The organism is Gracilibacillus halophilus YIM-C55.5 (genome assembly GCF_000359605.1).
GTDB classification, from domain to species: Bacteria; Bacillota; Bacilli; order Bacillales; family Amphibacillaceae; genus Gracilibacillus; species Gracilibacillus halophilus.
The window spans coordinates 1-26,142 of the sequence record NZ_APML01000069.1; the positions used below are offsets into that span (position 1 = coordinate 1).

The window sequence follows — 26,142 nt, forward strand, 5'->3', positions numbered from 1 at the left end:
GCATAGCCAGGGGTTTTCAAAGACTACAAAAAAGGGGCAGGCATGTCACATAGCCTGACCCTTACAATCATTATTTTATCCAATTTTTTATGAGACCGATGCATCTGTTGTGATTTTTTCTTTCATTTCATTGGAGAGGTCATCACTTTTTTGTAAATGTGTAATAAAATCCTCAATCTGCTTAGCCGCTTGTTCTGGACGGCCTTTCTCTAAGTGATGCTTAGCTTGATCTAGCTTATTTGGTAGTATGCTATGATCATTACTTGTTGTCTCTAAAGAAAGCAAATGACGTAACGCTTCGATATTCGGTGTATAATCCACTTCAGAAAAATCTAAATCGCCATCTAGCACTTGGTCGCTCATATCCTCTCCTAAATAATACCCGATATGTGGCGGCTGATTGTATGTCGTATTTTGCCATGCAATCCCCATTCGATAAACCGTATCGTGCATCAATGTCGGCAGGCGATACTCTGTTGGAATCGTCGTACTGAACAACCTTAGTTCAGAGCTGTCTTCAGTTGGGAAAATAATTTCTTCACGCCAGTCACCTAAAATATCCGCTTGTAATGACGGATTTGCTTTTGTTCCGTTATTGCTCACAACATCTTCAAATTCTTCAATCACATTAGCAGTTTTTGAATCTTCATCATATTTTGTAATCGACGTGTGATCAAGAAGCTCATGTAATAAATCGCCATCCCAATACGTAGTGAAATTAACAGGTAGCCCAATATCTCTAAAACTATCTGCTTCCACTGGGCCTTGCACATTATAAACACCGCCACCATTTTCTACTTCTAAACCACCAGCTCCCCAAAACTCATAACCAGGATTAGACGTAATATTGGCTGCGACTCCACGTCCAGCATCCTTATATGCATAGAAAGCTTGTAGTGTCTCACCAGTAGCTCCATCATGGTATTCTAATGATGCGACTTCTGGTGCTTCTCGTACACCAAACACATGTAATCCTTCTTTGTCAGGATCAAATGCGCCTACATGTAACGCATCCCCATGGGAACCAGCGACACGTCCCATTTCACCATCCATTGCATATAAAATGGAACCATCTTGATCAAGAGTTAGTGAACCAGCAATAATTTCATCAAACCCATCATTGTCTACGTCACCGGTAGACAAATTATGATTTCCTAATCCTTCACCATAACCATCATGTTCATCGGTATCAAATGTCCAATCTTCAGTTAATTCACCATTCTGTAAACTATAGGCAGCAAATGTCGTTCGTTCATAATAGCCTCTGCCATAAATCGCACTCGGTGTCTTTCCATCTAAATAAGCAAGACCCGATAGGAAGCGGTCTGATCGGTTATAAAATGTATCTCCCCAGGAAGCACCTTGATCGCCTTCCTCTTTCTCAACTGGAAATGCGTAATCAATTGTATCTATTTCTTCCCCTGTTTCACCATCAAACACAGAAATATATTCTGGCCCATCTACGACATGACCGCCATCGTTTATCCATTTCCCATCATCTTCAGGATTACCAATTTCACTAATCACTTTTTGACTGTCATACGTCCCATCCGTTGTCCCATAGACCGTTGTCGCATCAGCTGTTTTAATCAGAAATTCACTCTTACCGTCAGCATTCATATCACCGACAACAAACTGATGGTACTGTGGGCCTGAGGTTAAGTTCATCCCCATATTCATTCGCCAAAGAAGTGTGCCATCCAGTTCATAAGCATCAAATATCGTCGGACCTGTAATCACATCCTGTAATGCTGTCATTGCATTAGAGGGACGCCATTTCAAAATAACTTCATATTGTCCATCACCATCTAAATCACCGACACTTGCATCATTGGCACTATACGTATAATCGCCTGTTGGTGTAGTACCGCCTTTTGGTTTCTGCAATGGAATCGAAAAATGATCTTCATCAGTGGTTGCAACGGTACTAGTTTGAATGACTTTCCCTTCAAAAATCGTTTCTACTTTATACATATCATCTACCGTTCCTTTTGCATCCGTAAAATTAGTCATTGTTATCGGCTGATCATTCAATTGTTTATCATTTCGATAAAGATTAAAAGTGACATCTTTTTCATATTCATCTTGCAACAAACGCCATGAAATAAACATACCTTCTTCTGTTGGTAAAGCAATGGCTCCTCGATCCAGCCATTCGGTATGACGATTGGTTTCTGGTTGATGTAATCGATTATATACGTAAAGGGTGGCTGTTCGCTGAAACGGATTATTGACCGCCTCTGACTCTTCTAACGTTCCTTCAAATTCATATACGCCTTGTTTGTTTGGGTTCCACTCTTTATCAACTTCTTTCCATTCGTCTACTGATACTTCAACCGAGCTATTATCAGCTAGTGTTACAGGAACCTCGTCAGGTAAACCAATAGAAGCAATATCTTCAGAAGTTTCATTCACATACACTCGGTGATAAGGTAGTGACTGTACACTTGTAATCGTTTGATCATCAATTGGTTGATGGTAAATACCAATATTGTCTAAATAAGTGGTCCAAGTATGATTATTGCCTGAAGTACGTACACCTACTAAACGTAATGTCGAAATCGCCCCATCGAAACTTACATTGTCTAATGAAGAAGTATATGTCTCTTGCTTCTCTGTCTCTTTATCTGTTAGGCGCAGTTCCATTTGGTTGTCAATTAAATCAAAAAGCACTTCTACTTCATACCATGTCTCTTGATTGGTCATATTCGTTTCTTGTGGATCATTGTTCCCTGTAAAAAACGTCAATGGTCGATGATTTGTATTATTTAAGGTAAACACCGTATTTCCCGATCCGTCGGCAATGCGAAACTCTCCTGCATTTTCTTCTGGATGTTCTCCCTTATCGTTGTTTTTTCCAGGATACCAATCAAAGGTAACTAGAATGTCTTCTCCCATTACGGATTCATCTAATTCCTTTGTCGCCACTCGTCCGCCAGATTGATCTTCAATATGAAATTTCAATTTTGACGATGAATTGCCGTCAATTTCTTCTTGAATTGTCGAGAGAGAGGCAGCGTATGTGGAAAAACCCCAATTTTCTTTTGATAAATTCCCTGAATCACCAAAGTCTGTGTAGTAAACACCTTGATAACCATCTTTGTTCGGTATGTTTTCTTGGTCTGCGGAAGAAATAAAAGTAAAATGAGAAAAAATGAGCACAACCGTTGTTAGCATGATAAAAGTCTTTCCAAACAGCTTTGGAACATCCATGAGCATTTCACTCCTTCATTTGTTTGAATGAATAGATGAAGAATAATTGATCTTCTGCAACCTATGAGTTTCCCTCCTTTCTTTTTTGAAAACGCATACATTTTAAAACAGAAAGTTGCAGGTACATCTTCTTCAAACTCATCGTAAATGAAGCAAAATTTTCCGTCTATTGTACATTTTTGCATCTCATCAATTCAGAAGTATCATCACTGTAAGACATTTCGTAGACGACGGAGCGAAAAAGTACGAATCAGACAAAAATGTGATAAAAAGCAAACAAGCGGTCTCTAAAATAACCCGCATGTGAACTGATATAAATCAGCTAACATGCGGGTGTTGACAACTAAAATTGTCTAGAACGTATTTGCTTAGCGAAATAAGTCAAATAGTCGATCCCAGAATCCTTTTTCTTCTGTTTGTTGTGTCTCTTGTTTTTCTTCCTCATCTTTTGTTATGCTTTGCGTTTTGATGACAAACTGTACATTATTGATCTTTTTATTTTTTGATGAAACGAAAGAAACAGGTTCAAAGTCTGATTTGTCATACTGATTCATCATTTCATCAATCTCATCTTGCATTTGATCAGGTAAATTGCTAGTTGATTCGGCTAATTCACTCGTACCTTGTTGTAGTTCACCTGCACCATTATTAAGTTCCGCTGTACCATCTGAAACGTCGTTAATGCCGTTATGAAGTTCTTGATAGGAACTAGATAATTGTGAAACACCATTTGTATAATCAACTAATCCTGCATGAAAATCTTTATAATTGGAAGACAATTTCGAAATGCCTTCTTGTAATTGATTCATTGATTCAGTCATTGTCATCTGTTCCAATGCGGTGCCCAACTCATTGGCCATCGTCTCTAAGGACGTTGCCATTTCTTTAAGTGAGGATTCGACTGTAGTTAACGTTGACTCAACAGCATCAAACGCATCAGTAACTGTATTGTAAGTCTGTTTTGCTTTACGGGCCGACTTATACGTTTCCACTAACTGATCAATCACCTCTTGATCAGCATCCGTTTGCTGTAGTTTTTGAATATCCTCGCTTTCAATCTGATAATCAGGGATTTTTTGCATGGCTTGATCCAATTGACTATACGCATCACCATAATTTTCATTTAAATTAGATATGCTATTCGCCGTTTCTTGTAAGCCGCTGGCGATTTCATGTAATCCAGACGCCATCTTTTTGAGTTCGTCAACATTCATTTCTTTCGAATGATTATTTTGTAATGATTGATTCATCTCCGTTAGAGACTGATTAATTTGTTTGGAAGCATTCACTAATTCACTCGTGCCGCTATTCAGTTCTGTTATTCCGCTTTGATAGTCTGCAGAACCACTTTGTAATTTCTGTGCACCATTATTTAACTCCGCAATTCCTTGCTTGAGGTCATTGACCCCACTATCAATTTCTTCAGTTGCATCGGTTAATGACTTCATTTCATTTGTCATCTCATCCGTATCAGGATCTTCGACCGGCATGGATGCTGGTACAGCTGATATTTCAATCGCCTCCATTTCAAAGTCACTAACATCCGCTTTTAAGGTTAGTGTTTCTTCCTTACCAGGCATTACTGTATACGTCACTTGTTTGTTCTGACCAGCATTCGCAACGGTTCCATCACCAGCTTGAATGTTTTGATATTTTCCTGCATCCAATGTCAATGTCACTTGCAGCATATAATTTTCAAAGAAAACATCATCTGCTTTGCCATTCTTTGCTGTGTCCATTTGTAATGTAAATGGACCATCATTACCTAACAGTTGCTCAGGAGACATTTGTTTTCCGTCTAGCTTATACGTTAAGTCGATCTCCCAAGGAAGTGGTTGCTCCTGAATATTTCCCTGGTAATAAAACGTATCCTCTGTTGCTGTAAATTCTATTTTGTTGTCATTCCGATTTATCTCTGTTAAATCAGTCAAATTTTTCACACTCGAATAGTTCCCATAATCGATGATTGTTCCTTGATCTTTCACTTGAAAACTATTGACGACATACATATCATTTTTCTCTCCAGATGGACTTAATGTCGCATAAACGACTTCATCCTTTTCAGAGAAACTACCATCTGATTCTGTTTTCGTTGCATCATCATTAGCCGCATTTATCGGAAATGGCGGAATCAGTAATATGCTGACAAGAAGCAACAACAATACTCGTTTCATTTTCATATGATCATTTCTCCTTATAAAAGTTTGCTTTCCATGTCGTTTTTTTAATGATTTTATCCAATCCTAGTAACATAGCCGGCAAGAAAATAACAACCATGACAAAAGCTAAAACGGCTCCTCGTCCAATTAATGTACCGATGGAGGCGACAATAGGGTCAGTAGATGTCCACGCTAAAATAAATCCCACACTAGATAAAATCGATGCAGAAATGAATATAGAGAATATTTTCTCATCCACCGTTTGCTTAATGGCATTTAATGCTTTCATATCTTTGCGTTTTTCCCGGTACGCTTCTGTAAATAAGATCGCATAATCAACTGTTGCAGCCAGTTGCACTGTACTTACAATTAAATAACCAATATAAACGAGCGAAGAATTCGTAAAGTATGGGATCGACAAATTCATCCACACTGCAGACTGTATCGTTAATAATAAGATCACTGGGATCGAAACCGATCGGAATGTCACTAGTAGGACAAGTGCAATGGTGATCACTGTTAACATATTTACCACTTTGTTATCTTGCTCTACAATATTTTTCATATCATATAAAGTGACACCTTCACCTAACGCATAATAATCGTCACCATAATAAGAAGCGGCTTTCTCTTTTACAGTTTCGATTAAAGAAAATGCGGTATCACCTTCTGCATCTGTATCCGTATGAAGAATGATACGACTGTAGTCATCAGAATAAAATTGCTCTGTTACTGATTCTTCTAAATAATCTGCTGGTATCGTAGCACCGACCCGATTCACATAAGCTAACACATTCGTCACATGATCGAGGTTTTCTAATTCCTGTACGAGTTCTTCTTCTTTTCCAGGATCGCCTCTAGGTACTAACAAGACCATTGGTGTAAATTTGCCAAACGCATCTTCAATAGCCTCACTGTCCTCACCAGCACGCGTTGAATCTGGATGTTCACCTACACCATATATGAAATTCGTGTTACTTTGCGCTAAAAATGATGGCACAAGTAACAAAAATACGAGAATCAAAGCGGGTATACGTAACTTTAATACACGTTTTCCAACATTTTTAAATTGAGGTACGAGTGACTTATGCTGCGTTTTGTCTATCCAGTGGTAGAACGTTAACGTTAATGCTGGTAAGAATACCATGACACTAATAAAACTAAACACAATTCCTTTCACCAAATTTAATCCTAAATCTGCTCCAATTTCAAAGTCCATAAATGTAAGAGCTGTGAATCCAAAAAAGGTCGTTGAAGCACTTGCAGCAATAGCAGGGAACGATTGTTTCATCGCAAGCTTCATCGCTTCCTTCGGATCAGAAGTCGTTTTTCGGTAATCTGAGAAACTGTGTAATAAGAAAATTGCATAATCTAAGGACACGGCCAGTTGTAAAATCGGTGCGACAGACTGCGTTACAAACGATATTTCTCCAATGAAAACATTCGTTCCTAAATTAATCAGTACGGATACACCAATAGCTGTTAGGAAAAATACCGGTTCAATCCATGAGTTCGTTGATAAAACGAGAATGATGATAATAATGGGAATTAACAACGCCATGGCATACATCGATTCTTTTCCTGCTTTTTGTTGCGAAATTGCTGTATCCAATGCCTCACCTGCCATGGCATTTTCTTCTCCAATCAATCGATACATTTGATTAGTAACCTCAACCTCATCGCCTTCTCGAACACTAAACGAAATCAAAGCATTTTCATTTTTGTAATAGGTCTCCACGGTATCCGAATCTGCCATCTCTAATGGTGTTTTCAAATCAATGGCATCATCTAACCAAGTGACGTCAGAAACACCATCTATCGCTTGGATTTCTTCTTTATAATCTAAAGCTTCTTGGACTGTTACATCCGTTAACATGACTCTTGTGTTGCCAACAGCACCATCAAACTCTTCTTCCATGACATCCATAGCTTTCATCGACTCCGCATTATCTGGTAAATAATCAGCCATTTTATAATTAACTGATACTGTAAATTGTGCGATGGTGCAGAGAACAGCTAAGATGAGAAACACCGTTACGATCCATTTTCTTTTATTTAGAATACCTGTTGATACATCAATCATCGGTCACCCTTTCTTGCAATTCACCTTCATTCACATTATCATTATATAAACACGGTGTTGTTTAATCAACAAACAGTTACTTAACTCACGTCACTTTTCCGACATATAAGTCCAATTTGTTGTTTTGTAACAAAATCTTCATAAAGGGTGATTGAATGAACGCGAAATTAGATCGTCGTAAAAAATATACACGTATGGTCTTGAAAGAAAGTCTTATCCAGGAATTAGAAGTGAAGCCTCTTTCAGCGATTACTGTTAAAGAGATATGTGCCAAGGCTGATATTAATCGTTCCACGTTTTATGCACACTATAATGATCAGTATGATTTATTATATAAAATAGAAGAAGAAATCATTGAGGATATGAATCAATTTTTGAGCAATTATAACTTCACGAAAGAAGAAGAATCGATTAAAATGACCCAAAAATTGTTAGAATACATCATCTCCAAAGAAGACATTTGTCGTGTACTCTTAAACAAACATGCGGATACAACATTTGAAAAACGGGTGATGAATGTAGCTCGTCAATTTATTATTAAGAATACATTGACGAATACGACTGTAGATCAAACTACTTCTGAATATTGGAGTACATTTGTGATTAGTGGAATTATTAATGTCATTAAAGATTGGCTAGAAGATGGAATGAATCAAAGTCCTTATGAAATGGCACAAATGATCAATCAATTTACCAAACAGGGATTATCTTATATAAACCCAAGCTGGTTTAAATAGCTTTAACCCGAATTATTTTTATTGGTCCCTACAGAAACGAACGTGAGAAGATCGAGCCCCAGGCAAGCGAGTATATTTTTTCAGTTACGATTACAGTAATCTACACAGTTTTGACCACAGATTTATTTTATCGATCCATTCATGTTTAATTTTTGGTCTCTTTGCGTAACATAACCTTACCAACCTTATCGTTATAATAGGAGACAAATGATGCATGAATTTAATCAGACGTTTATACAAATTTTAATAATGCTTGCGATAGCCATAACGGTTGTCGGGATCGCGAAAAAATTAAAACAACCAGATACCATCGCACTCGTATTGGTGGGACTCGTTTTAGGGATATTTTCATTACCATTTCCTTTAGTAAACCAAGCCGAATCGTTTATTAGTCAATCGAGCGTCTTTCAATCGATTATTATTTCGTTGTTTCTCCCGATTTTGCTTGGCGATGCCACGCTAAAACTCCCGTTTCACCAATTATTTAAACAACGCCGGGCTGTATTAGGCATGGCCTTCGGTGGTACATTTCTGTCTTGTTTACTCATTGGAACAACGATTTATTTTCTTGTTGATCTGCCCATTGCGGTAGCGTTTAGTTTTGCTGCTTTAATGAGTGCAACAGATCCAATCAGTGTACTTTCCATTTTTAAATCAGCTGGTGTTTCACAAAAATTATCAACCATTATGGAAGGCGAGTCATTGTTTAACGACGGGATCGCCGTTGTGCTTTTTAAAATTTCAAGCATTTATTTGTTAACTTATATGGAAATGGGCTGGGTTGGTTTAGGCAATGGCAGCTTTATGTTTTTAAAGTTTGCTATTGGTGGTGCCTTATTAGGAATATTATTAGGCTACCTTTGCTCGCAAGTGATACGACTATATGATGATTATCCTTTTGAAATTGCGATCTCCGCATTATTGTTTTTTGGCAGTTACTTTATAGCAGAACATTTTGGCGTATCAGGGGTAATCGCTGTTGTCTCTGGAGGATTTGTATTTGGCGATTATGGCGCGAAAATTGGGATGTCAGAAGAAACAAAGACAAACATCAATACCTTTTGGGACGTCATTGTGCTAATTGCGAACTCGATCATCTTCCTACTGATCGGTTTAGAAATTCGGAACATCTCGTTTTCAGGCCAGTGGCATATTGTTTTTTATAGTATTGTCGTCGTGATTTTGGCTCGAATTGTTGCGCTTTATATTAGTACACTGCCGTCCAAACGTTTAAGCCGCAAAGAAAGAGTGTTACTAAACTGGGGCGGCCTAAAGGGAAGTTTATCGATCGCACTTGCGTTAAGTCTTCCACAAGACTTCGATGGACGTGATACAGTGTTATTGATGACATTCTCTGTCGTATTATTTTCATTAATTGTTCAAGGTCTAACGCTAAAACCATTGATTAAGAAATTGAAATTAGGAAAATAAATAGTAAGTGTTAATTTAATGAGAGTTGGTAAAGAACATCATCATTTTCATCGGGTGAACCTCGTCCATCTCTATTATTTGTAATAAAATATAGCTGATCATTCTCAATGAACACATCACGTATACGTCCAAATCCGCTCAACCATTTTTGTTCATCGCCTGTTTCTGGCGTAAATTGAAAGATCGCTTCTCCTCTTAACCCTGCAACATATAAGTTATTTTCATAGGCATCCATACCAGACGGCGCCCAAGTAACATCATTTCCTGATGTAAATAATGGCGAGATCATACCTTCTTGCTCTTCATCCCCTTCAATGATTGGCCAACCATAATTATTACCTGGTTGAATGTGATTAATCTCATCATTGGCTGCATTACCATGTTCACTGGCATATAACTTTTCATCGATCCAAGTCAAACCTTGTGGGTTCCGATGACCATAGCTATATACATATGAATCTGAGAGTGGATTGTCTTTAGGAATCGTTCCATCTACATTCATTCGTAAAATTTTTCCTCCAAGAGAAGATTTGTCTTGAGCGATATTTTCATCTGTCGCATCTCCTGTTGTAGCATATAATTTACCATCGGGACCCATTTTCAAACGCCCTCCATGGTGATAAGCACCACTTGGGAGCTGATCAACTAAAACTTCTTCTTCCGTCCATACATTGTCTTGTAACCGTAATGTGATCACGCGGTTGTACTGGGATTCATTTTCTTCGTAAGTATAGTACGCGTAAGCCAAATGAGAATTGGAGAAATTCGGATCAAGTACAAATCCAAGTAACCCTGCTTCTGCAGCTGTAGCTACCTCATTCTCTAACTCTACTGTTTGACGTACTTGTTCCCCATCCGTTATCTCTACAATGCTTCCAGGTCTTTCGGTTATATAAAAAGTATCCTGTGTTTTTGCAATCGACCACGGTACGTTTAGATTGTCTGTTACAATTTCTGGATCACTATCAGATGATAAATGATCGTCATTTTCCTTATCTTGAACTTCTCTTTTTACTCCTGATTGTTCTTCCGATAAATGTGGTTGTTGGTTGGAACTACAACTAACTGACAATAACATGACAAATACACAAATCATTCCTTTTTTCATCATATAATCACCCTTTTAAACGATACTAAGAGATTTGACTATATATGAACATATTATACTAAAAAAAGTACTTCCCATCATCTAGGAAGTACCTCTTTGGAGTGGGCGATACTGGGATCGAACCAGTGACCTCTTGGTTGTCGACCAAGCGTTCTCCCGCTGAACTAATCGCCCATTCATACATTTCATATTTTAAGTTGCATGTATTAATATAGAAAAAAATAATCGATTTGTCAATTCATTTTGAATATTTTTTCGAAAAATATGTCCTTTCCTAATCATTATAATTCGATGTCATTTGTCATTAAAATAGATAATTTTTATGATAAAACCAATCCTTGTTTTTACTTTCATCTTGGCAAAAACTTCTGTCCCCCATCAGCCTGCAGTTCTCTCAATTGGAAATAGTTTGTTAATGTACAGCCATATGACAAATGCTACGCTATAAATTGAAAAAGATAAAGAAAGGGGTAATCCAATGCGTATGATAAAATGGTTGGCAATTAGTAGCTTACTAGTTGTTAGCTTTATTAGTTTTTCGACAATTTCTCATGCTTACACCGTTAAAAGTGGGGATTCATTATGGTCAATCGCACAACAACATGGAGTTTCACTTCATGAATTACAAGATATAAATAACCAGCATCATTCATTGATTTATCCAGGAGAAGAAATAACGATTCCTCAGGCGATTTCTTCATCAGACCAGCAATTAATGGCACGCCTTGTTCATGCAGAAGCAAAAGGTGAACCATACGCTGGAAAAGTAGCTGTAGCTACCGTTATTTTAAACCGAGTGGATCATCCCGACTTTCCAAATACGGTTCGTTCCGTAATCTATGAAACATATCGTAATGGATCTTATGCATTCAGTCCTGTACAAAATGGTTCGATCCATCAATCGGCAAATGCAGAATCGAAGCAAGCCGTTCAAGAAGCCATTGCATTTCGTGGACAAGGAAAAGGCTCATTATTTTTCTACAACCCAGATACTGCTGTAAGTAGTTGGATTTTTGATCGGGAAACAACAACTGTCATCGGTAATCATCGATTTGCTAAGTAATGAAGAAGCCCCTCATTAGGCTTCTTCATAAATATCTTCTGGAATTGGAATTTCTTGATTCCCCGAAACATACGGAGCAATTTCATAACGCTGAAACACTAATGTGATTCCTTCACCTGTAAAATAAAAAGCAGTATTTGCATTTAATTTCACGTCTTCCTTTTTTAAATCCGGATAAAATATATCGGGACGCTCAATCGCATATTCCCACACATAATCTCGAACCGCTTTCAATTGCTCTTCATCTTGCAAAATATCTGTTAGACTCAACCATGTTCCATTTGAAGCATCAAAATTGAATGATCGAACGGTTGTATTTCCATGAGCACCACCACTAAAGATATAATTACTCGTTAAAATGCTTAGATAGGGGAATTGATTATATTTTACTTCATAATCAGTCTGATAATCAGGTACAAAGTCATATTCATCTGCCATTTTTATATTATCTTTATATTCCTTATAAGAGTCTCTGATATACTTATCAAACGCTTGATTGATTTTCTCTTCCATAATATTTTCTTCCATATCACTCACTTGTGGATACTTCAGCTCTTCAATGTCTTTGAAATCATGAGGTTCAACTGTTGCAGTTTTTTGGGATTTTTCGCTTGCCAATACCATAGAACTAAACAAACTCGCTATCATTACTGTAATGAAAATAATGACACCACTCTTCATTTGATTACGTTTCATATCATCAACCCATCCTTTAACAACTCGAGTTATCTTTAGCATGTGCAAATCGAACGAATTCATACAACATCTTTACCAACGCTTTTTACTTCTATTTTGAACAATTTATGTTAAAATTTTTTCATACAAATAGTAGAAAGGATGCATAGTTATCGGACGAAAAGGAAAAATGGAAGATACGCAAATAAATAGTCGTTTTTTACAAGAAGCGATCACCCTGAAATGGTATTTGCCTGAAGGATTTCATCCGTTTCAAGATTATCAGCTGTGTATCATGCAAGATGGCGATGATTACTTTCGAATGGGGCGTATCGCAACATTAAGTGACGAATTACATTCAGAACTAGCCATCGAGCCAACCATTTTTGTCGGTATTCACTATAAGGACAAGTATGACCGAAGAGAAAAATATCACCCCGAAGGTAAGCAAAACCAATCGTATATTGATTTTTTAGTAAAAGAAGCGATTCCAGCGATCGAGGATAAGCTATATCTTCAGCCTATAGCTACAAATCGTGTGTTAATCGGTGATTCATTAGCTGGTACACTTGCGTTTATGGTTGCGAGTCAATTTCCAAGTAGTTTTGGTAAAATTTTAATGCAATCCCCCCTTGTTACGGATACGGTACTAGAAAGAGCCAAACAAGCCGAATCGTTTAAAAGTATCGAGGTTTATCATACGATAGGAACGGAAGAAACAGCTGTACATACAACAACCGGAGACACTTCAGACTTTTTATCCCCTAATCGCACGTTACATCAGACGTTACAGGGAAAACTATCTTCCTATACGTATCATGAGTTTGAAGGGAATCACACGTGGAAATATTGGCAAAAAGATTTGCGTCAACTACTTATATCAATGTTGAAGTCATGAAAGGAGTCTTTGTTATGGATATTTATGTTGTAAACAATGAAAAGCAACAACAAGATGCTTTTGACGTACGGTACGAAGTATTTGTGAACGAACAAAATGTGCCCGAAGAAGAAGAAATCGATCGTTATGAGGAAGAAGCGATACATTTCGTCGGCTATACAAACGACAGAGCCATTGCTGCTAGTCGCATGCGTCTGATTAACAGTTACGCCAAGCTAGAAAGGATTTGTATTCTCAAAGACCATCGGGGAAATGGATATGGTAAAGATCTACTGTTATTTATGGAAGAAACCGCTAAACAAAAGGGAGCCAGTACGTCCAAATTACATGCGCAAACACAAGCAGAAGAGTTTTATCAGTCACTCGGTTATGAAAAAACATCATCAGACGTGTTTATGGATGCTGGGATACCGCATGTCACGATGACAAAATCGCTGTAATGTTCACTATCTTTTCGTTATTGCTTCTTCTTCGTTTAAACTCATACTTTTACGTATGAATCGTTTCCTTTTTGTCTATCATGGTAAAAGAAATGATAGGTAAAAAGGCAGGGGAAAATAATGAATTACGGTTCCATTTTTATTGAAACGCTATTTGGTTTTATCGCATTATTCGTTTTAACGAAACTATTGGGAAAAACCCAAATAAAACAACTGACAGCATTTGATTTTATTTCCGCTTTAATCCTTGGAGAATTGGTCGGAAATGGCCTTTATGATGATCAAGTGGGGCTCGGTGCGATTGCATTTGCCATTGTTCTTTGGGGGATCCTTTTATACATAACCGAAATCCTTACACAGAAATTCAAGCAAACACGTAATATCTTTGAAGGAAAACCGTCAATCGTGATTCATAAAGGCAAAGTATCCAAACAAGAGATGAAAAAAGCCAAGTTAGACATGAATCAATTATTGCACTTGCTCCGATCAAAAGATGTATTTTCAATCAAAGAAGTAGACTATGCTATTTTAGAAACGGATGGTACCGTATCTGTCTTGAAAAAATCCAATTATCAAATGCCGATACGTAAAGATCTGAATTTACCCATTGAACAAATCATGTTGCCTTTTATGTTAATTAATGATGGCGAGATTATTTATGACAATTTACGAGAAATCGGACGCGATGAAAATTGGTTACGTGACGAGCTGAAAAAACAAGAGGTTTACACAGAAAAAGAAGTGTTTTATGCAGAATACGCAAAGGAAGAAGGCGTATATATTCAGAGTTATTAATCTTATTACTAAGTGAGGCGGGATGAAATGAAGATTCCATCCCGACATCAAACTTCTGCTTGAAATTGTCCTCCTTTTCCGGTGACTTCGGCGTATACGGCTTCCCTTTGATGATTCGGCTTATACTGCGCGCGATTGTCTGTTCTTTTTTTACCGATTGTTTGGTTACCATGATCAGGTGAATATTGCCTTTGTTGGCGTTCTTCAGTTTTTTGTCTATTATACTGCATACTGAATTGGATCGGATAGAGGCGTTCGATTGGCATTGGGTCATGTTCCTGCGTATTCACCCTATTCTGGTACTGATGATATTGATAATTTTCAACTGGCATAATATAACCCATTCGACCACCCTCCTTTTATCCTCTTACTTATCATTACCCATATTTTCGCTATAGTAATCATGTTTTGTGACCGCTTTCTAAATATAAGTCGTCAAAGCTTGGAAACTGATCCGAAATCCCGCGTCTTACTAGCCAAAAAATCACCCTAAACGTGTTGACCGTTCAGAGTGATTTTTCTTTTCCGCTACTTATTTTCTTTTTTCATTTCTTTAAGTGTTGCAACACAAATAAAGAGTAATACAATCGTGAATGGTGTTGCCACAACAATCGATATCGTTTTAACTGCATCCAATCCACCAGCTAATAGAAATACAGTTGCAGAACCTGCAGTAATGATCCCCCACAATATTTTCAGTTGATTAGAAGGATTTAAATTTCCTTCACTACTTAGCATACCTAATACAAAAGTCGCCGAGTCAGCTGAAGTCACAAAGTAAGAAAAAATAAGAATCATTGATAAAATGCTAATAACAGATCCAAGTGGAATATGATGTAAAAAGGCAAATAGAGCTGTATTCACATCATCGTTGATCGTCTGTCCTAAAGCAGTATTCCCTAGATCATGTATCAGATGGATGGCACTGCCACCGAGAACAGAAAACCATAGAAAAGATATCAAAGAAGGGACAAATAATACACCGATAATGAATTCTCTGATCGTCCGCCCTTTAGAAATTCTGGCAATGAAAGAACCGACAAAAGGTGCCCATGTGGTCCACCAAGCCCAATAAAAGACGGTCCATGAACCGATCCAGCTATTCGCGTCACTATTATAGGGCTCCATTCGAAGACTCATAGGCAAAATGTCACCAAGATAACTGCCAGTAGAGCTAATAAACACTTCGAGCACTTGTTTCGTTGGACCAGTAAAAAGGACAAAAAAGATCACAGTGAAAAAAAGGAACATATTAAAATTAGATAAGTATTTGATCCCTCGATTTAAACCGGACCACGAGGAAATAATAAATAATACGGTAGCAATCCCTATGACGAAGAGTTGAACGATTAAAGTATTCGGTACTCCCCATTGCGAATTCAAACCACTCGTAATTTGTAGTGTACTTAATCCAAATGTACTTGCCACTCCTACAGCTGTAATAAATACAGCCAGTATATCTATCGTTTTACCAAAGGGTCCATAAATTTTATCACCTAACAACGGATAAAAAATCGAACTCATGGTACCAGGCATCTTCTTTCTAAACTGAAAATAGGCAAGTCCTAAGGCAACTAACGCATAAAGAGCCCATGGGTGCAATCCCCAATGGAAAAAAGTGAATTTCATCGCAAGACTCGCCGCTTCTGCCGTCGATCCCTCACCATACGGCGGTGTCGTATAATGCATGACAGGTTCAGTGACACCCCAAAAAACTAAACCGACACCCATTCCTGCACTAAAAAGCATCGTAATCCATGAGAGCGTACTGTGAGCTGGCTGATCCGCGTCCTTACCTAACCGAATGTTTCCATATTTTGAAAACATAAAATATAGACAAAGAACGACAAAAAATGCACCAATGACAAGATAAAACCAATTAAAATAAGTCACGGCAAAGTCTAGAAAAGAATTAGCTTTTTGACCTAACCAATCGTTAAACACAACCCCAATAATGACAAATAAAATACTAATGATGACAGAAATTTGTAGAACAATATTTTTCTTATTAAACAAAGTATACCTCCTATAACGAATACGAACGCAATAAATCATACCATATCTTTAGGCTGTGTTAAATCATTTTTAATAAAACTCGTCAGAACATCTTCTATGTGCGAATTGCGAATTACTGGGAAAACCTTTCCTTCTGACTCTGCGATTCCTTGTTCGCTTGATTTTTGATGCAAACAGCTTCCACTTAGTGATCTGTTTGCGGGATAAATTATTTGTAGATTCGATTCATATCCTTATTTGCCCCATATATTCATTTTTCATGCAAATCATCGTTTTCACTGCTTATCTTTGACGCAAATAAGTTCAAAGATCATAAAACCATAAAAAATAAATCTGTGAAGCAACCATTACATGCGATGATTACTTCACAGATTCAGCATACGATTAAATCCAAGAAAATGGATCTCGATTTTCTCTTTTGTCTTCGTCGTCGTCATTTTCATCCCAATCATCATCTTTCTTATCGTCCTCATGATGATCCTTTTCATCTTCTTCACCAAATACTGCATCATCCTGTTCACGATAATCATCCCGTCGATTGTCTCGTACAGGGCCAAAAAATGGATCCGGACGACGAGTCGGTTCTACACGGACATGATCTGCTTTAATCACTAAATCATTCACATAGATCACTTTTTTCTTTTCCGACACTATTTTCACTCCCTCTTTCTAACAATCATTGTGCTTAGAACAATATATATTATGCTTTGCTAAAAAAAATGGTTACTTCCCTATAATTAGAAACCAATGAGTTTAATTTCTTCAATTTGTTCAAACGGTATCGAAATCGGACGAGCTCGATTGACTAACTTAATGATCACCATATCGTCTTGATAGTCATCGATGTAACCAAAATAACCTTTCTGTTCAGTTATAATATGACACTTCGCTTTCGGGACATGAAATGGTTTGTTCGCAAAATGAATCACTTTCTCTTCTAGCGTCATATCTTTAAAACGCTTCTTAACCTTCATCATTTCCTTTTCATCATCTCCCGCATGAAGATGATCCTCTTGTTGGTCGCTGTCTTCTCCAATGGTTTCATTAGCGTCTAAATCCTCATGTACCATTTGGCGTTCTTCTCCATTCTCTCTCTTTGTCTTTTGACGTTTCTTTTTTTCTGGATCGTTATTGTCAGTCGACTCTAGATTCGTTGCTTTTGATCGTTTCTTTGTTCGATAAACATATTGCATGGCAGGATTCGGTTCAATAAAGTGGGGTTGATCAACATAAACTCGTGGTATATGTGTACGTTTTCTCTTCACAACTATTCCTCCTCAATCCTTACTGATAATGTAAGTATATGAAAAAAGCCCATCCATTGTGATCAAAAGAATCATCAATCAGTTCAAAAAACCGTGGCATTAGTCTATACGCTTTTTTTACTTCGTCATACATTATTATTGTTAAAGAAATCTTTTACTCAAGGAGTGGGAAAATATGGGTTCAACATCAAACGAATGCGTATGCGAAGTAGTTGAAGCAATTGCTGATGCACAAGATGATGTCTTAGATCAAAATTGTGATATTAGCTGTAATCGCTCGATCCAAAGTTTAGTTTCTCCAGGATCAGGTCAAGGCCTTGATACTGTTCCATTTATGCTTTTCGATAAGAAAGGAAAGCCATTCAAAGGTATCGGTGTTGATATCGAAAATAATGGTCGTCCAGAATTTCAATGTGTCGAAAGCTTCATCTTCCGTGTAAGTGAAGTAGATGATTGCTGTGCGGTAGTCGAATTGTTAGTATTCGATGACGATCCAACGCCAGGTGATGATCCTTGTGAACAATTAGATGGTGAAGATGTTGAGGACTTAGAACGTACTGGCATCTGTATTACCGTTGATTTGACTTGCTTCTGTGCGATCACTTGCCTTCCAGCAGTATCCGTTCTTTAATAGAAAATTAGGAAAAAAGCTCATTCATCATTTGATGAATGAGCTTTTTTTTGTTTTAATACTATTTGTGTGCTTAAAAAATGCATGAATTTCTTCAGATCGGGTAAAGGTATAATGTGCCAACATACCAGTTTATATGACAGTATACTTACAAGAAGTTACAACGAAAGGATGAAACAGATGAAACAAGTCACACGAGTCTTTTTTATTTCTCTAGCCATTTCAGTGATATTCATTATTTGGGGACTTATATCGGAAGATGCATTACCAGAATGGAACTTAGATACAGTTACCACTGCAGTACAAGGATTTCTTGTCACGCGTTTCGGTTGGTTTTATTTATTAGTTACTACCACATTTCTTATCTTTGCATTATATCTCATTTTCTCAAAGTATGGGAATATCGTTTTAGGAAAAGACGGTGACAAACCTGAATACAATTATTTAACATGGTTCGGTATGTTATTTAGCGCTGGTATGGGGATTGGTCTTGTCTTTTGGGGGGCAGCTGAACCGATTTCTCATTTGCATTCCCCACCTTACTCAACGGGATCAGATAGCGAAGCAGCACGAATTGCTATGCAATATAGCTTTTTCCATTGGGGGCTGCATCCATGGGCTGTATATGCAACACTTGCGTTAGCATTGGCATATTTCCAATTCCGAAAAGAAGAACCAGGTCTTATCAGCAGTACGTTAAAACCATTATATGGTAAGAAAATGGAAAACGGTTATGGTACACTTATCGATGTGATCGCTGTATTTGCTACTATTTTTGGTGTAGCTACATCATTAGGGCTTGGTGCACAGCAAATCTCAAGTGGTCTTGCTTTTATTAGCGATATTACAAACACTAAAACGACACAGATGGTTATCATCGCAATCGTTACTGTATTATTTATGTCATCTGCAGTCACTGGTTTAAATAAAGGGATTAAATACTTAAGTACAGCGAATATCGTCGTTGCTATCTTACTAATGTTTTTTCTCTTATTTACCGGTCCAACGAATTTTATCATGAATTTCTTCACACTACGTTAGGTTCGTATATTTCAAAATTACCGGAAATGAGTTTTCGGATGGCACCATTTAACGAAGAAAACGCAACTTGGTTACAAGACTGGACCATTTTCTATTGGGCTTGGTGGATTGCATGGGCACCATTTGTCGGGATGTTTATCGCTCGTGTATCCAGAGGCCGAACCGTACGCGAATTCGTGATCGGTGTATTGTTGGTACCTATGCTCTTTGGCGGTTTATGGTTTAGCGTATTCGGTGGATCTGCGATAGACTTAGACTTGAATCAAAATGTCGATATATACGGTGTCATCGATCAAGCTGGTTCAGAATCTGTCTTATTTGCTGTCTTTGAACAATTTCCACTGTCGTTTTTCATGTCTGCTTTAGCCATATTGCTTATTAGTACGTTCTTTATCACATCAGCAGACTCAGCAACCTTTGTTTTAGGTATGCAGACGACAAATGGAAATCTTAACCCAAATTTATTAGTCCGTGTCGCTTGGGGTATTGTTCAATCGGCAACTGCTGCTGTTCTATTATGGCAAGGTGGACTGAAAGCATTACAAACCGCCTCAATTATTGCCGCCTTTCCATTTGCGATTATTTTGATCATGGTCACGATTTCAATTTTCCGAGCATTTAAAGAAGAAGGCAGAAATTACTCATTAAAACGTCGCAAACGAGAGTAACAAATCAAACCCCCCTGACTTCTAACCGAATCAGGGGGGTTTTTATTATTTTATATCTATAAAACGTTGTTTATCTTCTGGCTTAGGAATCATGCAAGCTTGTTTTTTACCGAAAAAGCGATAACGATAGTTGGCAAAAAGTTGATAACAATAATCACGAATGGGCCTTGGCACAAATCGGAGAACGCTCACCAAACGAATGGGTCCTTTTAATTGTTTGGCAATGCGTAATGCTGCTGTTGATCTCAAATAATACTGATCAATCGTTAATAAAACAATGCTATCAACTTCATAAGGGACATGGTACTGACGAAGCAAAGATCTTCCTACTTCACTCTGTAATGAAGCAAATTGAAACAAATAATTAGGATCACGTTGCATAATGAACTGTACACTGCGATCACAAACATTACACTCACCATCAAATAATACAATATACCTCATCAACCATCACCTCTTGTACCCATTATATCACATAAAAAAGTCGCCCTAGAATAAGAGCGACTGTAAGCTTTTTTATGTTAATCCTAAAATATTATAGCCAGAATCGACATGAATGATTTCACCGGTAACACCACGTGATAAATCACTTAATAAGTAGTAAGCCGTATCTCCGACTTCTTCTTGTGTCACTGTACGACGAAGTGGTGCATCGGCTTCAATTTTTTGTAGGATAGAATTGAAGTCACCGACACCTTTTGCCGACAATGTACGAATCGGACCAGCAGAAATCGCATTGACACGAATGCTTTCTTTTCCTAAATCATTCGCTAAATAACGCATCGTAGCGTCAAGACTCGCCTTCGCTACACCCATCACATTATAATTTTGCACGACGCGTTCGCCACCTAAATATGTCATTGTAACGATACCGCCACCTTCAGTCATCAGTGGTGCTGCTTCACGAGCCACAGTTACTAGTGAATAAGAACTAATATTTTGTGCGGTTAAAAATCCGTCACGGCTCGTATCAACAAATTCCCCTTGAAGGTCTTCCTTCTTGGCAAAAGCGATGCAGTGTGCAAGCCCATGAATCGTTCCTACATCATTTTTAATATCAGTGAATGTTTTTTTCACTGCTTCATCGTCGGTCACATCGCATTCATAAAACAATGCATCTTGGCCTTCTAAAGTTGCTGCCAAGTCTTTTACTGGCTTCTCAAAACGTTCATTGGCATACGTGAAGATTAAGCGAGCACCCGCATGATGTAAGGAGCGAGCAATCCCCCAGGCAATGCTTCGTTTATTGGCGACCCCCATAACAACATAGGTTCGTCCTTCTAATGAAAAATTCATTCGATTTCCCTCCTACAGGTAAAGTCTTCATTATTTAATAATTTATACTTGTTATTAGTACCTGATACTATCATATCTTATTCATCACTGAAACTCAAATAATTCTAACCCTACTAGACATATTCTAAAAGTAGTTGTAACTCATCGACATAGTCTTGTGAGCCTGTGACAATTAGCCGATCGCCATACAACAATTCTGTATCACCGTGAGGAACAATCGAATCATTCCTCGGAAAATGCGTACCATGATTACATCACCTGTGAAAGGAAACTCTCTTATTCTTACCCCTTCATAGATCGTGTTATTCATCTGAATTTCGTACAGCATACTATCTTGTTCCGTTAAAATATCAACTACATGCGGAGCTTCAATCAGTGCTTTTAGCAATGTCTTGGCTGATAACAATTCTGAATATACATTTACGTCTATTTCTTTGAGTCGTTTTTCGATGGTTGAAATTTCTGTCCGAGCAATCACACGTTCAACACCTGCTTGCTTAGCAAAAGTGGCAATCTCCTCATTTTTCTCTTCATTTCCGGTCGTAACAACAACAATGTCATGATCGAACACACATGCATCTTGTAACGTATCCATTTGATAATCAGTCAGTTCAATAATTTCAAATGCAGAATGATTCCATTTTGCATCAATCTTCTCCTGTTTCGTATGATATAAATGTGCTTGGTATTCTTGACTATCTAATTCTCGCACGACAGGTAATGTTGCTTTATTCGTACCAATGAAAGCTACCGTCTGCTGGCGCTCCTCTTCTTCTGTTTTCACATACAACTTCTTAAATAGTGCCGGCGTAATAATACAAGAAATCACCGCAACTAACACTAAAGCACCATGCATGTCACTGTTGATCACACCTATTCTCTCGCCAATGGTAGCAGCAGCAATGACTAATGATAAAGTCGAAGTCAGTAACATACTCGCAGCGAATACCGTGTTTGTAGCATACCATTTACGAAGTAGAAAAACGGGAATCATTTTCGACAATAATAAAGCAATTAAAAGTAATGGGATTAACAATAACACTTTAGGTTTATTAAATAGTGCCCAAATGTCTAATTCAACACCAACCATGACAAAGAAGATGGGAATTAAAAACCCATATCCGAAACTATCCAATTTTTGAACCAAATCTTGATTAGGTGTTAATAATGATACTAAAGCACCTGCTAGAAACGCTCCTAATATATTTTCAGCACCAACTGATTCTGACAAGGCAACAAGGAAAATAATCAATGTGAATACAGCTCTTGTGCCAATTTGAATCGTTCCTTTAGACATGCTTTCACTAAAGGATAAATTCCGAAAATATTTACCGATAAAGTATAATAATACACCAGCAGCAAACAATAGAAGCAGAAGCCACATATTGCCTGAATCCTCACCATAAAAGGAGACAAACACAGCCAATAAAATCATTGTTGTTAAATCAGCGATAACAGCAATTAATAGAATCGTTTGACCGATCGTTGTTTGCATCGCTTGCGCTTCTTTCAATGTCGACACAACGACACCTAAGGAAATCGTAGAGATAATCAAAGTCATTAAATAGACATTATCAATGAAGTTGAAGAGTACGAATACATAGGATAACCCAAATGATAATAGAAAAATACCGAGAAAGACGAATGTCGCGATCCATACCGGATTCGGCATATTCTTTTGCGATGGTTTCTTTTCTTTCTTTCTCGAAAATATGGTGAAATCAATTTCTAAACCACTTAAAAACATCAAGAATATAAACCCTAATGTGGATAGGGTGTCTAACCAACTACTCTGTTCCACCAAATCAAAACCGCTTCGTCCAATGATAATCCCAACAATAATTTCTGCGACGACGACTGGAATCATTTTCAAACGAAACCGGTGCAGTAAAATTGGCGTCAGAAACGCTGCAATAATCACAATTAATAACGAACTAACAGACTCTCCTCCGTGTTCCATCTATACACACACTCCTCACCCTACCAATAAATTCATAAAAGCTGTGGCTAAACTGAAATAGATTAAGATCGAAATAATATCGTTTAATGTCGTAATAAATGGCCCTGATGCAACTGCAGGGTCGATATGTAAACGATCCATGATAAGGGGGACAATCGTTCCAGCAATCGTTGCAACAATTAACGTCGCCATAATGGAAATGCCTACTAAAATACCAAGTACCGCGTTTTGATACCAAAAAGCGATCAGTAGCATAATGGTCACACCACAAACCGTCCCGGTAATGAATCCCGTTAATGATTCTTGTCCAATCACACGCCATTTTTTCTTCTTTTCCATTTCTCCTGCAGAGATACTGCGAACAGCTACCGCCAATGCTTGTGTCCCTGTATTTCCAGCCATACCAGCAATTAATGGAATAAAAACCGATAATATCGCTACTTGATCCAAGGTTGCTTCGAATTGTCCAATAATATTGGCCGTTACCATGCCTAAAAAAAGCAATATGACAAGCCATGGCAGACGTTTTTTAGCCGATAACCAAGCTGTATCCCCAAATTTCTCGACATCAGAAATCCCCGCTAATTTTGAATAGTCATCACTTGCTTCTTCTTCCATAACATCCATAATATCATCCACTGTAATGATCCCTAACAGATGATTTTGAAAATCGACAACCGGCAAAGCTAAGAAATCGTAACCACGCATCATTTGTGCAATATCTTCTTGATCGCCTCCAACTGGTACTGAAACCACCCGCTCGTTCATCACATCTTGAATCAGCCAATCACCTTCAGCAATGATAAGATCACGCAAAGAAATGACACCAGCCAATTTCTTTTCTGTATCGACGACATAAATATAATAAATCGTTTCAGCATCAGGTGCTTCCTTACGAAGATGGCGCATCGCTTGTTTGACAGTCATCTCTAGATGAATGACTACATATTCTGTTGTCATGATACTTCCCGCAGTTTTTTCTTCATAATGTAATAATTCTTTGATTTCTTCTGCGGCATCTTTCTTCATCAACGTTAAAAAACTAGCTACTTTGTTTTTATCGAGTTCATTTAATATATCAACGGCGTCATCTGTCGCCATATTCTGTAAAATGTCTGTAGCAAAACTTGGTATCATTTCCGTAATAAAACCGGCTACAGAATCCCGATCAACGTGCTCAATCACATCACCCATTTCCTCTGGTGACAGATATGAATAGATAAGAAAGCGGATATCTTCTGTCTGTTCTTCGAAAATTTTTGCTTGATCATATGGATGAAGTTCGATAAATTCTGCTCGAAATTGGTCAATTTGCTCGTTGATTAATGCTTGTTGAATCGTTTCCCACATTTCCATTCGTTCTTGTTTGTTTAGGTGCTCCATCCAAATGGCCCCCTTATCTCTTTTATGGAGTAACATCACTTTGTATCATCATTCGAGATGCTAAAAGAATAACATATTCCATCGAAAAACAACTATCCATTTACATAATTTTAAAAAATAATTATTAATTTTATTTCTCAAAATCGCCTTCATCCTCTATACTAGATAATAGAGAAAATTACGATTGTAGAAAGGTTTCTTTATTATGGCTGATCAACAAACAAACTCGAAAATCGATTACACATTAATTTTTATTATTATATTATTAGGCATTATCAGTGTCTTTACTCTGTTTACATTAAAACCGATTATTGCAAGTGACAATAGTTTATCTACTAGTATTATCGTCAAACAATTGATTTGGTACATTGCTGGCGGAATCGGTATTGCTGGTATCATGTTGTTTGACTATGATCGCATTCGGCAAATTTCTTGGTTGCTTTATAGCTTAGGCATCGTTAGCTTACTCATACTTTTTTTCCGTTTCCCATCTGCCATCATCCATTATGCAGGCGGAGCCTATGGCTGGATAAAGTTCCCTGGTATAGGAACGATTCAACCAGCCGAATTTATGAAATTGTTTCTGATTTTATTTTTGGCACATATTATGATTGCCCATAATGAAAAGTTTACAGAGCGTACCATGAAGTCTGATCTGTATTTATTAGTTAAAATTGCTTTTATCGCAGGTATTCCGATTATGTTAATCGCTAGACAGCCAGACTTAGGAAGTGTACTTGTGTTACTCGCCATTACCGTATGTATGATATTTGTATCCGGCATTCAATGGCGAATTATATTGCCATTACTCGCAACAGGTGTTATTATTTGCGTTTCGATGATCGTGTTGTATGTAAAATTCCCTCATGAAGTCAATCAATTTCTAGCTGATCAAGAGCTAGACCACATTACCGAACGCCTGCAAGGTTGGCTGAATACAGAAGAATTTAATCAAGAAGGTGGATACCATGTACGACAATCCATGCTTGCTATTGGTTCTGGACAATTATTCGGTAATGGCATAGGAAATTTTGAAGTCATCCCACCAGAATCCCATACGGATACAATTATCGCAGTGATTGCACAGCAGTTTGGTTTCATGGGAACGAGCATTTTAATTACGATTTATTTCTTATTAATCTATAGATTGGTGTTTATTTCCTTGAAATGCAATGACCCATTCGGTTCATATATAATTACAGGTATTATCGGGATGTTTACCTTTCAAATTTTCCAAAACATTGGCATGTTAGTAAAATTACTACCGATCACTGGATTAC

General features: G+C 37.6%; 20 protein-coding genes, 1 tRNA gene and 2 pseudogenes. 9 read left to right on the plus strand and 14 right to left on the minus strand.

The annotated features are described in order from the left end of the window. Window positions 1-87: 87 nt before the first annotated feature. From J416_RS15185 to J416_RS12860, 3 genes are all read right to left on the minus strand, one after another. Window positions 88-3,213, minus strand: coding sequence for a rhamnogalacturonan lyase family protein (locus tag J416_RS15185; RefSeq protein WP_003473251.1), 3,126 nt, complete (start codon window positions 3,211-3,213; stop codon window positions 88-90). A gap of 368 nt (window positions 3,214-3,581) precedes the next feature. Continuing rightward, entirely contained in the window at window positions 3,582-5,393 is a 1,812-nt protein-coding gene (locus J416_RS12855; RefSeq protein WP_003473253.1) for a coiled-coil domain-containing protein, read from the minus strand. Window positions 5,394-5,397: 4 nt separating this feature from the next. Then, window positions 5,398-7,455, minus strand: coding sequence for an efflux RND transporter permease subunit (locus J416_RS12860; protein WP_003473255.1), 2,058 nt, complete (start codon window positions 7,453-7,455; stop codon window positions 5,398-5,400). 155 nt (window positions 7,456-7,610) lie between these two features. On the opposite strand from J416_RS12860, the gene J416_RS12865 reads away from it, so the two are divergent. After that, the gene (locus J416_RS12865) at window positions 7,611-8,192 is read left to right on the plus strand and encodes a TetR/AcrR family transcriptional regulator (protein ID WP_003473256.1); all 582 of its coding nucleotides are present in this window, start codon (window positions 7,611-7,613) and stop codon (window positions 8,190-8,192) included. Window positions 8,193-8,402: 210 nt separating this feature from the next. Then, window positions 8,403-9,623 carry a cation:proton antiporter gene (locus J416_RS12870; RefSeq protein ID WP_003473258.1) on the plus strand — a complete coding sequence of 407 codons (1,221 nt, stop codon included), beginning with the start codon at window positions 8,403-8,405 and terminating at the stop codon, window positions 9,621-9,623. 10 nt (window positions 9,624-9,633) lie between these two features. Here J416_RS12870 and J416_RS12875 read toward each other — a convergent pair whose 3' ends face one another. Together J416_RS12875 and J416_RS12880 are read right to left on the minus strand one after the other, a co-directional pair. Beyond that, window positions 9,634-10,731, minus strand: a complete 1,098-nt coding sequence (locus J416_RS12875; protein ID WP_003473260.1) for a PQQ-dependent sugar dehydrogenase — start codon at window positions 10,729-10,731, stop codon at window positions 9,634-9,636. A gap of 102 nt (window positions 10,732-10,833) precedes the next feature. After that, window positions 10,834-10,905: transfer RNA gene (locus tag J416_RS12880), tRNA-Val, on the minus strand. A 304-nt stretch (window positions 10,906-11,209) separates the two neighbouring features. On the opposite strand from J416_RS12880, the gene J416_RS12885 reads away from it, so the two are divergent. Continuing rightward, a complete protein-coding gene (locus tag J416_RS12885) occupies window positions 11,210-11,794 on the plus strand; it encodes a cell wall hydrolase (RefSeq protein WP_003473262.1) in 585 nt (194 codons plus the stop codon). 15 nt (window positions 11,795-11,809) lie between these two features. Here the strand turns inward: J416_RS12885 and J416_RS12890 are convergent, their stop codons facing one another. After that, window positions 11,810-12,490, minus strand: coding sequence for a DUF3298 and DUF4163 domain-containing protein (locus J416_RS12890; protein ID WP_003473264.1), 681 nt, complete (start codon window positions 12,488-12,490; stop codon window positions 11,810-11,812). A gap of 169 nt (window positions 12,491-12,659) precedes the next feature. On the opposite strand from J416_RS12890, the gene J416_RS12895 reads away from it, so the two are divergent. The 3 genes from J416_RS12895 (at window position 12,660) to J416_RS12905 (ending at window position 14,602) form a co-directional block, all read left to right on the plus strand. Beyond that, window positions 12,660-13,367: an alpha/beta hydrolase gene (locus J416_RS12895; RefSeq protein ID WP_003473267.1), complete on the plus strand. Its 708-nt coding sequence runs from the start codon at window positions 12,660-12,662 to the stop codon at window positions 13,365-13,367. Between the two features lie 14 nt (window positions 13,368-13,381). After that, window positions 13,382-13,807 carry a GNAT family N-acetyltransferase gene (locus J416_RS12900; RefSeq protein WP_003473269.1) on the plus strand — a complete coding sequence of 142 codons (426 nt, stop codon included), beginning with the start codon at window positions 13,382-13,384 and terminating at the stop codon, window positions 13,805-13,807. A 120-nt stretch (window positions 13,808-13,927) separates the two neighbouring features. Continuing rightward, entirely contained in the window at window positions 13,928-14,602 is a 675-nt protein-coding gene (locus tag J416_RS12905; RefSeq protein ID WP_003473273.1) for a DUF421 domain-containing protein, read from the plus strand. A gap of 47 nt (window positions 14,603-14,649) precedes the next feature. On the opposite strand, the gene J416_RS12910 is transcribed toward J416_RS12905, so the two are convergent. From J416_RS12910 to J416_RS12925, 4 genes are all read right to left on the minus strand, one after another. Continuing rightward, window positions 14,650-14,946 carry a hypothetical protein gene (locus tag J416_RS12910; protein WP_003473274.1) on the minus strand — a complete coding sequence of 99 codons (297 nt, stop codon included), beginning with the start codon at window positions 14,944-14,946 and terminating at the stop codon, window positions 14,650-14,652. A 184-nt stretch (window positions 14,947-15,130) separates the two neighbouring features. Continuing rightward, a complete protein-coding gene (locus tag J416_RS12915) occupies window positions 15,131-16,618 on the minus strand; it encodes a BCCT family transporter (RefSeq protein ID WP_003473278.1) in 1,488 nt (495 codons plus the stop codon). A 384-nt stretch (window positions 16,619-17,002) separates the two neighbouring features. Further along, the gene (locus J416_RS12920) at window positions 17,003-17,269 is read right to left on the minus strand and encodes a hypothetical protein (RefSeq protein ID WP_003473279.1); all 267 of its coding nucleotides are present in this window, start codon (window positions 17,267-17,269) and stop codon (window positions 17,003-17,005) included. Between the two features lie 86 nt (window positions 17,270-17,355). Then, window positions 17,356-17,883: a CotO family spore coat protein gene (locus J416_RS12925; protein ID WP_003473293.1), complete on the minus strand. Its 528-nt coding sequence runs from the start codon at window positions 17,881-17,883 to the stop codon at window positions 17,356-17,358. Between the two features lie 175 nt (window positions 17,884-18,058). Between J416_RS12925 and J416_RS12930 the strand changes: the two genes are divergently transcribed. Continuing rightward, window positions 18,059-18,514 carry a CotY/CotZ family spore coat protein gene (locus J416_RS12930; RefSeq protein ID WP_003473294.1) on the plus strand — a complete coding sequence of 152 codons (456 nt, stop codon included), beginning with the start codon at window positions 18,059-18,061 and terminating at the stop codon, window positions 18,512-18,514. A 180-nt stretch (window positions 18,515-18,694) separates the two neighbouring features. Beyond that, window positions 18,695-20,223: pseudogene (locus J416_RS12935) on the plus strand (glycine betaine uptake BCCT transporter). Window positions 20,224-20,268: 45 nt separating this feature from the next. On the opposite strand, the gene J416_RS12940 reads toward J416_RS12935, so the two are convergent. From J416_RS12940 to mgtE, 4 genes and pseudogenes are all read right to left on the minus strand, one after another. Next, window positions 20,269-20,667 carry a thiol-disulfide oxidoreductase DCC family protein gene (locus tag J416_RS12940; RefSeq protein WP_003473296.1) on the minus strand — a complete coding sequence of 133 codons (399 nt, stop codon included), beginning with the start codon at window positions 20,665-20,667 and terminating at the stop codon, window positions 20,269-20,271. A gap of 72 nt (window positions 20,668-20,739) precedes the next feature. Next, a complete protein-coding gene (gene fabI / locus J416_RS12945; RefSeq protein ID WP_003473298.1) occupies window positions 20,740-21,519 on the minus strand; it encodes an enoyl-ACP reductase FabI in 780 nt (259 codons plus the stop codon). 113 nt (window positions 21,520-21,632) lie between these two features. After that, window positions 21,633-23,479 (minus strand): annotated as a pseudogene (locus J416_RS12950) (monovalent cation:proton antiporter family protein). Window positions 23,480-23,494: 15 nt separating this feature from the next. After that, window positions 23,495-24,862 (minus strand): magnesium transporter, encoded by a 1,368-nt coding sequence (gene mgtE, locus J416_RS12955; protein WP_003473301.1) that lies wholly within the window; start codon window positions 24,860-24,862, stop codon window positions 23,495-23,497. Window positions 24,863-25,067: 205 nt separating this feature from the next. Here mgtE and J416_RS12960 point away from each other — a divergent pair. Continuing rightward, the coding region (locus J416_RS12960) for an FtsW/RodA/SpoVE family cell cycle protein (RefSeq protein ID WP_003473303.1) at window positions 25,068-26,142 on the plus strand (1,075 nt) is incomplete at its 3' end.

Bases quoted from the DNA above. Each gene is read 5' to 3' on its own strand.
- J416_RS15185 (WP_003473251.1), bottom strand. From the start codon at position 3,213: ATGGATGTTCCAAAGCTGTTTGGAAAGACTTTTATCATGCTAACAACG.
- J416_RS12855 (WP_003473253.1), bottom strand. From the start codon at position 5,393: ATGAAAATGAAACGAGTATTGTTGTTGCTTCTTGTCAGCATATTACTG.
- J416_RS12860 (WP_003473255.1), bottom strand. From the start codon at position 7,455: ATGATTGATGTATCAACAGGTATTCTAAATAAAAGAAAATGGATCGTA.
- J416_RS12865 (WP_003473256.1), top strand. From the start codon at position 7,611: ATGAACGCGAAATTAGATCGTCGTAAAAAATATACACGTATGGTCTTG.
- J416_RS12870 (WP_003473258.1), top strand. From the start codon at position 8,403: ATGCATGAATTTAATCAGACGTTTATACAAATTTTAATAATGCTTGCG.
- J416_RS12875 (WP_003473260.1), bottom strand. From the start codon at position 10,731: ATGAAAAAAGGAATGATTTGTGTATTTGTCATGTTATTGTCAGTTAGT.
- J416_RS12885 (WP_003473262.1), top strand. From the start codon at position 11,210: ATGCGTATGATAAAATGGTTGGCAATTAGTAGCTTACTAGTTGTTAGC.
- J416_RS12890 (WP_003473264.1), bottom strand. From the start codon at position 12,490: ATGAAACGTAATCAAATGAAGAGTGGTGTCATTATTTTCATTACAGTA.
- J416_RS12895 (WP_003473267.1), top strand. From the start codon at position 12,660: ATGGAAGATACGCAAATAAATAGTCGTTTTTTACAAGAAGCGATCACC.
- J416_RS12900 (WP_003473269.1), top strand. From the start codon at position 13,382: ATGGATATTTATGTTGTAAACAATGAAAAGCAACAACAAGATGCTTTT.
- J416_RS12905 (WP_003473273.1), top strand. From the start codon at position 13,928: ATGAATTACGGTTCCATTTTTATTGAAACGCTATTTGGTTTTATCGCA.
- J416_RS12910 (WP_003473274.1), bottom strand. From the start codon at position 14,946: ATGGGTTATATTATGCCAGTTGAAAATTATCAATATCATCAGTACCAG.
- J416_RS12930 (WP_003473294.1), top strand. From the start codon at position 18,059: ATGGGTTCAACATCAAACGAATGCGTATGCGAAGTAGTTGAAGCAATT.
- J416_RS12940 (WP_003473296.1), bottom strand. From the start codon at position 20,667: ATGAGGTATATTGTATTATTTGATGGTGAGTGTAATGTTTGTGATCGC.
- fabI (WP_003473298.1), bottom strand. From the start codon at position 21,519: ATGAATTTTTCATTAGAAGGACGAACCTATGTTGTTATGGGGGTCGCC.
- mgtE (WP_003473301.1), bottom strand. From the start codon at position 24,862: ATGGAGCACCTAAACAAACAAGAACGAATGGAAATGTGGGAAACGATT.